Source organism: Shouchella rhizosphaerae, assembly GCF_036700015.1.
GTDB classification, from domain to species: Bacteria; Bacillota; Bacilli; order Bacillales; family Bacillaceae_D; genus Shouchella; species Shouchella rhizosphaerae.
The window spans coordinates 3,454,087-3,466,215 of record NZ_CP144921.1; the positions used below are offsets into that span (position 1 = coordinate 3,454,087).

Consider the following 12,129-nt stretch of genomic DNA (forward strand, 5'->3'; position numbering starts at 1 on the left):
GGCAAAGCCCTACGTCGTTTTTCTCATTAATTAAAGGTGATGCAAATAGCGTGTTTTTAGCTGTTCGTATTCCTGCTCCATTTTTTCGGCATGGATAAAAGCTTCTAGTTCGGCGCGGGAATACTCCGGGCGCTTGCGCTTTTTAATGCTTATCGTAAAAAAAATAAATGAAAACGTCATCTACGAAATCGCCTCCTTCCTCTGAAGGTGCAGTCATTAGGTAGAACCTGGCACCTGCTTATTTAAAATCGATTGCTTTGTGTTTTTTCCTAGTTTTTGGAACAAACCATACATTTTTATCCCCCTCTCAATTTTTCCCAGCTTTTGCCCACAAAAAAACCGCAGATGTCTCCCTGCAGTCAAAAAAGCAGGGCTATCACCCTGCGATTGCTTATAAGCTCAAACTGTTGAAGCCAATGCAAAAACGCACATAGTGGGTGAACAAAAAGAACGATGCAGTTGAATGGTTAATGGCATGATTGTTGTCATTTTGTTCATCTCCTTTGCGTTTGATTGAACACCTTTTCTATTATATTCGTTGTTGACAAAACTGTAAAGGCTTTTTTCAGAAAAGCAAATAAATTAGGTACAAGCACGAAAAAAAGACATCCTGATTCCGTTATGAAAACGGCATAACAGTGTGGTACAATTGAAAAGATATGCAGGGAAATTGTGAGTAGAAGGGGACGTATGGAAATGAGGAGCAACGACGAATTGATTCGCATATTGGGATCTATTCGCCATGACTGGCTGAATGTGCTCCAGCTAATAAAAGGGAACTTGGCGATCGGCAATCAGGAGCGGGCTGAGGCTGTTCTTGAGGAGGCGGTTGAACAAACGACAAATGAGAGCCGCCTGTGCAACATGGGGATGCCAAAAACAGCGCTTGTTTTACTTGAGCAAAAATGGCACCAATCAGCTTATGAGATTGCATACGAAGTGGACGGTCCTCTTTTAAACTTGGCAAAATATGATAATGCTTTTTCTACATGTTTTGCCCGCTTTTTTTCACTGCTGTCTGAATGGCCGCAGCTAGATGGGCCTAGTTCCGTTTTTGTTACGTACACGTTTTTTGACCAAAACTGTTTAATCGAACTTGACTATCAAGGGCATATATACAGAAATGACAGTATCTCCAACTGCTTTAGCGAGATGCCTCCTTCAGTCGTCGTCGACGTAACTAGGCAAGAACAAGCAGGTTATACAGTAACGTTTTTACTGGATGCAACAGCTTCCAATTAGGAAATGGAGTGAACGAAGATGTTTGTCGATAAAGTGAAAGTATACGCCAAAGGTGGAGACGGCGGGAACGGCATGGTGGCTTATCGAAGAGAAAAATATGTGCCTGACGGCGGACCAGCCGGAGGAGACGGCGGCCGCGGTGCCAGTGTTATCCTTGAAGTGGATGAAGGCTTGCGGACATTAATGGATTTCCGCTACAACAAACATTTTAAAGGAAAACGGGGCGAGCACGGCATGTCTAAAAACATGCACGGCAAAAAGGCCGAAGACTTAGTTGTGAAAGTTCCTCCTGGTACGATGGTAACCGACGAGGAGACAGGGGCGCTCCTTGCTGACTTGACTACACACGGCCAACGGGCTGTTGTGGCTAAAGGTGGTCGAGGGGGGCGGGGAAATGTCCGTTTTGCAACACCTGCCAACCCTGCTCCAGACCATGCAGAAAATGGCGAGCCAGGGGAAGAACGGAATTTGCTCCTTGAATTAAAAGTGCTTGCCGACGTTGGATTGGTTGGTTTTCCTAGTGTCGGAAAATCGACGCTTCTGTCGATTGTGTCGGCTGCTAAACCAAAGATTGCTGAATACCACTTTACAACGATTACACCAAACCTTGGGGTAGTGGATGCACAGGACGGGCGCAGTTTTGTCATGGCAGATTTGCCTGGTTTAATCGAAGGCGCCCATGAAGGCGTTGGGCTCGGTCACCAATTTTTGCGGCATATTGAGCGGACGCGCGTCATTGTCCATATTGTAGATATGTCGGCAATGGAAGGGCGTGATCCTGTGGAAGACTATCACAAAATTAATGAAGAACTATCCCAGTACAATTACCGGTTGACGGAGCGCCCCCAATTAGTGGTTGCTAATAAGATGGACATGCCAGAAGCAAATGAAAACCTTAAGCGATTTAAAGAGGCACTTGGCGAGGAAACGAAAATTTTTCCAGTTTCGGCGATCACGAAAGACGGTGTCCGTGAATTGATGCTAGCGATTGCTGATGAATTGGAGCATGCGCCAGAGTTTCCATTGCATGACAGCGAAGAGCAAGTAGAGGGCAGAGTGCTTTATAAACATGAATTGCCAATTGAGCCGTTTACAATCACCCGTGGAGACGATGGCGTGTTTGAATTATCGGGAGCTGAACTGGAGCGTGCCTTTAAAATGACTGATTTTGCTAGGGAAGAATCTGTACGCCGCTTTGCCCGGAGGATGAGGAAAATGGGCGTTGATGAAGCGTTGCGGAAGCGAGGCGCAAAAGACGGCGACCTAGTCCGTATTATGAAATTTGAATTCGAGTTTGTCGAATGAGTTAGTCGGGCCAGGCAGTCTATGCTGTACTGGCCTTTTTTAAAAGGAGTAAAGCTATATCCAATTGCTTCTGCTACCTTCCCCTAAATGATTTGTTGAAACGAAAGACACACATCTTTTATAATCAAATGTAGCAAGGGCGTTTTACACAGCCCTAAAAACTGCCCGAAGGAGAGGGCGTGCCAATGTCGAAAAAGCAGTTTTATCTGGTCAGGGAAGATATGCTCACAGATGCGATGCAGCGTACGCTTGAAGCCAAGGCGCTTCTTTCTGCGGGGAAGGTCCGCAAAATCAATGAAGCTGTCCATCGTGTCGGTTTAAGCAGGAGTGCATTTTACAAATACAAAGATGGGATTTTTCCGTTCCATGCCATTGCAAAAGAACGAATCATGACGTTCTCTATCAACCTTGCAGATCGATCTGGCACCTTATCGCAATTGTTAAACATTGTTGCCGATACCGGAGCCAATATTTTAACGATTAACCAAACGATCCCCTTGCAAGGCAGAGCAAATATAACCCTATCTGTCGATACAGCCCCGATTGAAATAGACATAAACGAACTGTTTGAACGGATGGAGGCGCTTGAGTCTGTTGAACGGGTGGAACTAGTTGGTTCAGGATCATAGAAAGGAAGCGTTTTTGTGAAAAAAGTCGGTTTTTTAGGCCCGAAAGGCACGTTTACGGAAATGGCAGCATACAGCCTGTTTCCGAAAGAAGAGTTAGTTCCACTGAAAACCATCCCCAAAGTGCTGGATCTCGCATTTGCAAAAGGGATTGACTATGCAGTTGTGCCAATTGAAAATGCGATTGAAGGAACTGTGAATATTACGCTCGATTATTTAATCCACCATAAGCCCATGCCGATCGTAGCAAGCATATCTCTGGAAATCGCGCAACATTTGCTGTTTTCGCCAAACAAAGACCGGGAAACGTTCGTTCCTAAGAAAGTCGTTTCCCATCCACAAGCAATTGCCCAGTGCCATCAATTTCTGCAAAAAAACTATCCTGAAATTGAAATCGAGTATGCCGATTCAACTGGTTCGGCTGCCGCTTGGCTCGCTGAAAACCCCGATGCAGATGCTTGTGTCATTGCCAACGCGCAAGCGGCTTCGACTTATGGATTAGCTGTAGCTCAAGGAGACATCCATGATTTCGAACATAACCGGACGCGCTTTATCGTGCTAACGGCTAAAAAGGAACAAGCTCCTCACATAGTAGGCCCAGAGCATACAGGAGACAAAACAACATTGATGGTAACGCTGCCGTCTGATTTTGCCGGAGCCCTCCATCAAGTGTTGTCCGCTTTTGCTTGGCGAAAGTTGAATTTGTCCAAAATCGAATCACGCCCAACAAAAACCGGCCTCGGAAATTACTTTTTCCTGATTGACATCGACCAGTTAATGGATGACGTCCTAGTGCCAGGAGCGATTGCTGAGCTTACTGCACTTGGCTGTAAAGTTGAAGTCCTTGGCAGCTATGCGACATACAGTTCAAAGGCGACAGCATCGATTAATTAAGAAGAGTAGCGCCTAGCTACTCTTCTAACAAAAACGACTTTTCTCGGAGCGCGGCGATCGCCTTTTCCACTTGTGCTTCGTTTTGTCCTTCTACTAAATGGAGGTGGACGCCTTCTGTCAGTTCAGACAGAAGGCTTGCTTTCGTTTTAGCAAGTGTTGCGCAAAAAGCGTCAACTTCATGGCGGTTGGAAATATGCATGGCTCCCGTTAATTCACCATAAATGGCATGTTCAATCGAAACGTTGATGACAGTAAGGCCGTGGTCTACAAAAGTGTAAAGTTCTTCCCGTGTATCTTCAGGACGATGCTGTACGGCAATCAAACGCTGGACTTTCTGTTTGGTAGCCGGGGCCAAGTACATGTATCCTTGTGCGGTAGCGAAAATCGGTTCCCCTTTCGCTTTCAAAAGCGACATGTCCTGGACAACGACTTGCCTGCTGACACCTGCCCGCTTGGCGAGATCACTGCCTTTTAACGGGGCGTTTTCCTTTTTTAGCCACTCAACAATCGCAGCCCGCCGCTCTTCTGACTTTAATTTTTTCTCTTTTCTCATCTTTATCTCACCTACATACAATCTTGGTACAGTGTTCAATAAACATACCGACTTCATCTTCCGTCGTCGGTTCTCCTAACGTAACCCTCACATAGCGGTCAGCTTGCTCGTTTGTCAAACCAAGCGCCAAAAGGGAGAGAGGCGGACTGGTTTGGCCAGCTTGGCAAGCTGAACCAGTGGCAATCGCAAAACCAGCCCGGTCGCATTCAAGCATAAATTGCTGCCCGCTCCATCCCTTGACGAGCATGCCAATATGAAAAGGCAGGCGCTCTTTTTTAGAACCGACTAATTGAAAATGCCCTGTTGCAGTCAGCTGGCGAATGATTGTATCCCGTAGTTCCGCTAGCTCAGCCATCCTTGTTTTCCGAATTGAAAGAGCGTGTTCGACTGCAGAGGCAAAGGCAGCAACTGCTGGCGTGTCCACTGTGCCTGGACGAAATCCTGATTCATGACGGGCTTGTTCGTAAAAACCCCGCCAATGGAGACGTTTCGACAAATACACAGCACCTGTCCCTTTCGGAGCATACAATTTATGAGCCGAAAAACTTGCTGCATCAAGCAATGAAAAATCAATTTCGATTTTTCCTAATGCTTGTACACAGTCACTATGAAACAGTATACCACGGGAGCGTAGGACGTTGCTAAGGTGAGCTATGTCTTGGACTGTGCCAATTTCACTGGAAGCGACAGCAATCGAGGCAAGCACGGTGTCAGGACGCAAGCTAGCACGAAGCGCTTCGACTGTTACGTTTCCTTCTTCCGTTACAGGTACATAGGTGATTTCATATCCATGTTTCTCTAAGTAGTGCAATGCTTCAAGGACAGAAGGGTGCTCCGTCTTGGTGGAGACAAGGTGCTGACCTTTATTACGGTAAGCGAATGCTAATGAGACAATCGCTAAAAAATTGCTTTCAGAACCCGACCCAGTAAAATACAGTTCTTCTTCTGTAAGGCGAAGCAATGATGCAAACTTCGTACGCGCCTGTTCAAGGATCGCTCTTGCTTCAAGCCCAAAAGTATGGAGGCTATTTGAATTGGCAAAAGCCAATTGGGCTGTCTTTTGATATACGTCTAAGCAAAGGGGCGAAAGCGGCGTAGTAGCGCTATAGTCTAAATAATACATGGCAATCTCCATTCTTAAAAAAAGGTTGTGTTTTCTATTAGTTTATGTAAATATAGGTGACAAGACAACTGTAAAGTGAGTGAGTCTATGAAAAAGAAATCAGTTATTATTGTTGGCGCCGGTATAGCTGGACTAATGGCTGCCCACAAATTAGCAGATAAAGCAGAAGTATCGCTTTTAATGAAGGCGGGCAGGTTGGACAGCAATTCTTGTATGGCTCAAGGGGGGATTGCGGCGGCAGTAGGCGAAACCGACCATCCGACACTCCATGCGAGAGATACGTTTGTCGCAGGCAGCGGTTTTAATGCGTTTAAGCGTGCGTCTGAGCTCGCTCGGCAGGCTCCAGCAATGATTAAAGAGCTCGATGCTTTAGGGGTGCCGTTTGAAAAAGCAGCTGGCCAATATGTCCTTGGCCATGAAGCAGCCCATAGCAAGCGGCGCATTTTGCATGCTTATCAAGATCAAACAGGCTTAGCAGTTGTCGAAACATTATGGCGGACACTCAGTGAAAACGTGCATGTGTACGAAAACCAATATGTGCTGGAGTTGATTGTGAAAAATCAAACAATCCAAGGCGTTCGCACCGTTAATCACGCTTTTTACGGCGACTGTGTGGTTATAGCAACTGGCGGCTCTGGCCAATTGTATGAAAATAGTTCCAATGAGCAGAGAGCAACAGGAGACGGGTTAATGTTAGCTTATCGGGCTGGCGCTGTCCTTAAAGATCTTGAGTTCATGCAATTCCATCCGACGATTTTAAAAGGAAAAGAACCGAGCCTTATTAGCGAAGCAGTCCGCGGTGAAGGTGCTTACTTGGTCAATCGGGCAGGCCATCGGCTAATGGGAAAATGGGCAAAAGGGGAACTTGAAGGGCGGGACGTTGTAGCGGCCACATTACATAAAGCGTTGCAATCTGGCGAGAATGTTTATTTAGATGCTAGGCATTTGCATGATTTTCCAAGTCGGTTTCCTGCGATCTTTAAACGCCTGCAGCGAAATGGCTATGATGTTCGCAAAGACTTAATCCCGATTGAACCAGGCGCCCATTTTTTATGCGGTGGCATTGAGACAGACCGATTGGGGCGCACGTCGGTAAATGGGTTGTACGCGATAGGCGAAGCAGCTTGTACGGGTGTTCATGGCGCAAATCGTTTAGCTAGCAATTCACTCGTCGAAGCACTTGTTTACGGGCAAGCAGTGGCAGCGGCTTTGTTGGCCGATCCACAAACAAAAGCGGGAGCGGTTAAGCCACAGCCGAATAAGGCATTGATACACGGGATTCCTGAACGTAGCGAATTGCAAAAAATGATGAGCGCCTATGCAGGCATTGAACGCGACGCCTATCGATTGCAAACAGTGGCTAATTGGCTTTCTTCGTTTCAACAAATGCCAAAGAAAACGGTTGTGCACGTTGACGATCTAGAAACGGGTACTTTGTATGAGCTTGCTACGCTTGTTGTAAAAGCAGCTTTGTTGCGTACGGAAACAAGAGGCACCCATAGGCGCAGCGACTATCCGTCAGCAGACGAACAATGGCGGAAGCGCTCGATTTGTTTTTCTGTACAGAATAAAGCATTCGTGAAAACAGAGGAGAGAGAATATGAACCCGCTCAAGCTTGATCAGCAGTTAAGGGGATTTTTGGCAGAAGACATTGGTTATGGAGACCGTACAGCTGAAGCGCTGTTCACTGTTGAAAGAGCAGAGGCCGTTATAGTTGCCAAAGGGGAAGGCATTTTTGCAGGGACACAAGTGGTCAACCAGCTATACGCTTTGCTCGATTCTGACATTGAAGTCGAACTGTTTGTTCGCGATGGAGAGCAAGTGAAACGAGGGCAGCAATTGGCTCGCTTTACAGGGCCGGTCAAATCGCTATTATCGGGTGAACGGGTATTGCTCAATTTATTGCAGCGTATGTGCGGCATTGCCACACTGACAGCAAAAGCAGTGGAAGAATTAGGCGATCCAAGCATTCGTGTTTGCGATACCCGAAAAACAGCGCCAGGGCTTAGAATGTTTGACAAATTTGCAGTCAGGATAGGAGGAGGAGCCAACCACCGTTTTGGCCTTGACGATGCCCTCATGTTAAAAGAAAACCATATCGCCGCTTGCACGTCCATTGCTGCCGCAATCGAAAAAGCCCGGGCTTATGCTGGGCCGATGGCAAAAATTGAAGTAGAGACGACGACTTTAGACGAAGTCAAAGAAGCAGTCGCCGCGCAAGCGGATGTGATCATGTTTGATAACGCGACGCCAGAGGCGATTAGGACTTACTTGGCCTATGTCCCAGCTGGAATAAAGACGGAGGCCTCAGGAGGGATAACGATGGCCAATTTGCGGCAATTTGCCAATACTGGCGTTGATTTTCTGTCGCTTGGATTTTTGACACATTCAGTTGTTGCACTCGATTTGAGCATGCTTATACAAAAGGGGGAAGGACAATGCAAGTAATGCAACCAGCGAGATTGCCCCATCACTATCGCGAAATGTCAAGTGCTGAAAAAGAAGCCCGTATTCGCGAAGCAAAAGCATTTTTTGGCAATGACCTTCTCATACCAGGCCACCATTACCAGCGAGAGGACGTTATCCAATTTGCTGACTTCACCGGCGATTCATTGCAACTTGCGCAACTGTGCGGCCAAACGTCATCGGCCAATATCGTTTTTTGCGGTGTTCACTTTATGGCGGAGACAGCAGACATGCTAACGAGTCGAGAGCAGCATGTGATCCTGCCTGATCTTGCCGCTGGCTGTTCGATGGCCGATATGGCTTCGATCGCCCAAACAGAGCGTGCTTGGGAAGCGCTGACGGAACGATTCGGAGACACGATTTTGCCGCTGACGTATGTCAACAGCACCGCTGAAATTAAAGCGTTTTGCGGACGCCATGGTGGCGCATGCGTAACGTCATCAAACGCTAAAAACATGGTGCAGTGGGCGTTTGCTCAAAAGCCAAGGGTAATGTTTTTGCCTGACCAACACCTGGGGAGAAACACAGCTTTTGCACTTGGGATTCCTTTAGAAAAAATGGCGGTCTGGAATCCTCATACACATGAACTCGAACTCCCCCCTGGTGCGAACATAGAAGAAATCATCGTCATTTTATGGAAAGGGCACTGCTCTGTTCATGAAAAATTTACAGTTGAGCAAATTAAAAACGTGCGTGACCGCTCTCCGCATACACAAGTGATTGTTCATCCAGAGTGCACACACGAAGTTGTGCAAGCTGCTGATAAAGCCGGGAGCACACACTACATTATTGAAACATTAAAACAGGCGGAGCCAGGAACATCCTGGGCAATTGGGACGGAAATGAATTTGGTCAATCGTTTAGCGAAACAGCATCCCGATAAGCAAGTGTTTTCTCTTCACTCAACTATGTGCCTTTGTTTAACAATGAACCGCATTGATTTGGATCATCTTGCTTGGTCACTGGATTTGCTGCGTGAAGGCAAACGCCAATTTGAAATTACGGTCGCCGAAGATGTCGCAGAGGAAGCAAGAACGGCTTTAGCGCGGATGCTGGCAACAGTTTAAAGTTTAATGATTGGAGCGACAACCTAAAAGAGCGTACATTGAACCGCTCTTTTAGGTTTGTAAACGCTCTGTATACTTTACACTGTGAAACGAGCGTTTTAAAACAAGAAGCAGTGGCTCACGAACTCTCGTCCTAATTGCATCCCTTCCCGGTTTCACTCCCTGTCTGACAAGGGTTTTCAAACCGTTTGATTGATTTTTTTGGTCTAGGCCGAGCAGTTTACACATAAGTATTGGGGAACGTTGCATGTGAACCGATTTTATGCTCTTGCATAGTCTATAGGATGAATGCCTAGTAAGGAGGGAACAGCCTGTGAGAATCCATATTGTCCAAAAGGGAGATACTTTATGGAAATTAGCGGAGAAGTATGAAGTCGATTACGAACATTTAAAAGAAGCGAATCCGAATTTAACCAACCCTGAAATGTTGATGCCAGGCATGAAAGTGAAAGTGCCTGCTGGATCAGTTGCTGTCCGGAAAGAACAGAAAAAGACGACGCCGAAAGCAAAAGAAGTAGATAAGAAGCAGCAAAAAGCGAAAGAACAATCCGTTAAACCACCTAAAAAGCCGGAGCTGAAGGCATCAGAGAAAACGCAAGCGACAAATGTCGCGCCAGCGCCGCCCTATTATGGCCAAACACAACAAGGTGTAGCAAAACCGCCAGAATATCCGCCGCTTCCGCCAAAGCCGCCTTGTACACCTTGCCAAGGAAATGCATTCCAAGAGTTTGCACCACAAGCAAATATGTACCAGCAGTCTTACGCACCAAACCAACAGCTTTACAGCCAGCAAATGAATCAACCGCCGTCATACCAGCCACAAGCAAATCAACCACAGTCCTATCAGCCACAGTCATACCAGCCACAAGCGAATCAGCCGCAGTCCTATCAGCCACAGTTATACCAGCCACAAGCAAACCAGCCGCAGTCCTATCAGCCACAGTCATACCAGCCACAAGCGAATCAGCCGCAGTCCTATCAGCCACAGTCATACCAGCCACAAGCAAACCAACCGCAGTCCTATCAGCCACAAATATTTCAGCCACAAGCATATGGAGAAAATGCGCAGCTCCAAGCTCAGTCGCATGGGCCTAAACAGCAAGAAAGCGCAGGCAAACATCAGCCGTTGCCACAGGATAAAAAAGACAACGAGGCGGGCGAATGGAATGGAGTACAGCCACAAGCACATAAGGGAAGCTCAAAAAGCGGCATTCATGGTCAGCAGTCTCCGTGGGGAAGCAACGCCCCGTTTGTGCAACAAAGCGGGGGACCGAATCAACAAAGCTATCCGATCCAAGAAAATCAAAACAAAGGTTTTCAAGGGCAACAAAACACAAACTTTACCCCTTGGCCACAGCAGGAAAATAAAGGATGGAACCAAGAACAAGCATATGCCCACCAAGTAGAGATGAACTGGGGACAAAGCAACGGGGCGCAACCATTTTCTCAGCAAATGGACATTAATTGGGGACAATATCGCTACTCTCCTTATCAAGGAGAAATCGGCGATGCTGCACCATTCCAGAGCTATCCAGGGTGGCAGCCAGCTGCTTTGCCGCAAATGCCAGTAGCAAACAGCTATCCGCCTCCGCAAACACCTTTTTTTGCTCCAGGAACATTAAACCAACAGGCAGGACCCTATAGGCAGCCGCCTGTCGGCCAGCTTGATGACCAATTATACCAGCAGCCCCATTACATGAACCAAGCTCCATCCTTTTTAACGGGGCCTTATGCAGCCCAGCCACAGCAATGGGCACATCCACAAAGCCCGTATTTGCAAGAGCAGGAATACGAGCCGGAGGAACAAATAAACGCATACGAAGAAGAAGACCAACAAGATTAACGGCTTTTTGACAGCCATAATCTAACAGCGTAGTTCCCCCTTTTTGGTACATACTAAGACCGAAAGGGGGAATTTCCATTGAAAAAAACAGCTTTATCGTTTATTTGCGCGAGCGTGCTTCTAACAGGGCTTGCAGGCTGCGGAACACAAGACAACAACCGCGCTGGAATGCAGCCAAACACGTACCGCAATCAAGAAGCCAATCTGAATGGGGACAACAACTTCAACAACCGCAACTATCCGTATTATGGGCCGAATGCGTACAACACGAATGATAAAACATTCTTTGACGACAATCGCTTTTCAAATAAAAACCAACGCATGAACCGGACTAACCAGTATAATCAAGGACGCAATGGCTACGTTCGTGGTATAACTGGGAACAACCGTCCAGGAATGGTTGACGAAAATGGTTTTCTTAATCGAAGAGCAGACTACGGCAACCGCGGCATGAATTTCCAACGAGCTACAACGAACAAAGATGGAAACCGCGGCATAAACGCACAGCGTTCTACGAACCAAGACGGAAACATGCGGCAGGGAATGGAAACGGAAGAAGTCCGTTACCATCGCAATTATGATGGCGACCGGGTAGAAGAGATCCGCGAAGAAGTTGAGAAAATTGACGGTGTTCGGGAAGCCCGCGTTATTATTAATCGCGACGACGTTGTTGTAGGCTATGAGCAAGACGAAAAAGCAGACGATGTAAAACAGCATGTCGAAAACCGTGTCCGCAAATTGGCCGGCAAAGGCAAAAATGTTGTTGTTAGTACAGATAACAACATTTATAAAAATATGCGAAAAATGGACGATAAATTGCGCTCAGGCGCTGCTTTTGATGATGTCCGAGACACGTTTACAGACATGATGCGCGATTTAGGCAATGCAGCAAAGCGCCCGTTTCAAAATAAGTAAAAAAACCCCCCAGTAATGGGGAGCGAGGTTGTCGACAAAGTCGATAACCGCCATCAGACTGAAAACTCCCCAGTAATGGGGAGCTACATAGCAA

Annotated in this window: 12 protein-coding genes; 9 read left to right on the forward strand and 3 right to left on the reverse strand. The window is 46.8% G+C overall.

The window, feature by feature from the left end; all coding sequences use genetic code 11:
* Window positions 1-30: 30 nt before the first annotated feature.
* A complete protein-coding gene (locus V5G21_RS17065; protein ID WP_082112011.1) occupies window positions 31-180 on the reverse strand; it encodes a YrzI family small protein in 150 nt (49 codons plus the stop codon).
* A gap of 516 nt (window positions 181-696) precedes the next feature.
* Here V5G21_RS17065 and V5G21_RS17070 point away from each other — a divergent pair.
* The 4 genes from V5G21_RS17070 to pheA all read left to right on the forward strand — a co-directional run bounded on the left by V5G21_RS17070 (window position 697) and on the right by pheA (window position 4,067).
* A complete protein-coding gene (locus tag V5G21_RS17070; RefSeq protein WP_160162507.1) occupies window positions 697-1,242 on the forward strand; it encodes a Spo0B domain-containing protein in 546 nt (181 codons plus the stop codon).
* Window positions 1,243-1,260: 18 nt separating this feature from the next.
* Complete coding sequence (gene obgE, locus V5G21_RS17075; protein WP_035204495.1) at window positions 1,261-2,547, forward strand: GTPase ObgE; 1,287 nt, start codon at window positions 1,261-1,263, stop codon at window positions 2,545-2,547.
* A gap of 185 nt (window positions 2,548-2,732) precedes the next feature.
* Window positions 2,733-3,176 carry an ACT domain-containing protein gene (locus tag V5G21_RS17080; RefSeq protein ID WP_011246387.1) on the forward strand — a complete coding sequence of 148 codons (444 nt, stop codon included), beginning with the start codon at window positions 2,733-2,735 and terminating at the stop codon, window positions 3,174-3,176.
* Between the two features lie 15 nt (window positions 3,177-3,191).
* Window positions 3,192-4,067, forward strand: a complete 876-nt coding sequence (gene pheA / locus V5G21_RS17085) for a prephenate dehydratase (RefSeq protein ID WP_035204497.1) — start codon at window positions 3,192-3,194, stop codon at window positions 4,065-4,067.
* 16 nt (window positions 4,068-4,083) lie between these two features.
* On the opposite strand, the gene V5G21_RS17090 is transcribed toward pheA, so the two are convergent.
* Window positions 4,084-4,620 (reverse strand): transcription repressor NadR, encoded by a 537-nt coding sequence (locus V5G21_RS17090; protein WP_338464976.1) that lies wholly within the window; start codon window positions 4,618-4,620, stop codon window positions 4,084-4,086.
* Window positions 4,621-4,627: 7 nt separating this feature from the next.
* On the reverse strand, window positions 4,628-5,743 hold the full coding sequence (locus V5G21_RS17095) for a cysteine desulfurase family protein (protein WP_011246390.1): 1,116 nt from the start codon (window positions 5,741-5,743) through the stop codon (window positions 4,628-4,630).
* Between the two features lie 87 nt (window positions 5,744-5,830).
* Here V5G21_RS17095 and nadB point away from each other — a divergent pair, with 87 nt between their 5' ends.
* The 5 genes from nadB (at window position 5,831) to V5G21_RS17120 (ending at window position 12,035) form a co-directional block, all read left to right on the forward strand.
* Complete coding sequence (gene nadB, locus V5G21_RS17100) at window positions 5,831-7,363, forward strand: L-aspartate oxidase (RefSeq protein WP_338464977.1); 1,533 nt, start codon at window positions 5,831-5,833, stop codon at window positions 7,361-7,363.
* A complete protein-coding gene (gene nadC, locus V5G21_RS17105) occupies window positions 7,344-8,192 on the forward strand; it encodes a carboxylating nicotinate-nucleotide diphosphorylase (protein WP_304527615.1) in 849 nt (282 codons plus the stop codon). The genes nadB and nadC overlap by 20 nt, the downstream gene beginning before the upstream one ends.
* Complete coding sequence (gene nadA / locus V5G21_RS17110; RefSeq protein WP_063609904.1) at window positions 8,183-9,277, forward strand: quinolinate synthase NadA; 1,095 nt, start codon at window positions 8,183-8,185, stop codon at window positions 9,275-9,277. Before nadC ends, nadA begins: the two co-directional genes overlap by 10 nt.
* A gap of 313 nt (window positions 9,278-9,590) precedes the next feature.
* Complete coding sequence (gene safA, locus V5G21_RS17115) at window positions 9,591-11,120, forward strand: SafA/ExsA family spore coat assembly protein (protein ID WP_095316918.1); 1,530 nt, start codon at window positions 9,591-9,593, stop codon at window positions 11,118-11,120.
* Between the two features lie 78 nt (window positions 11,121-11,198).
* Complete coding sequence (locus tag V5G21_RS17120; protein WP_035204507.1) at window positions 11,199-12,035, forward strand: YhcN/YlaJ family sporulation lipoprotein; 837 nt, start codon at window positions 11,199-11,201, stop codon at window positions 12,033-12,035.
* The last annotated feature ends 94 nt before the right edge of the window (window positions 12,036-12,129 follow it).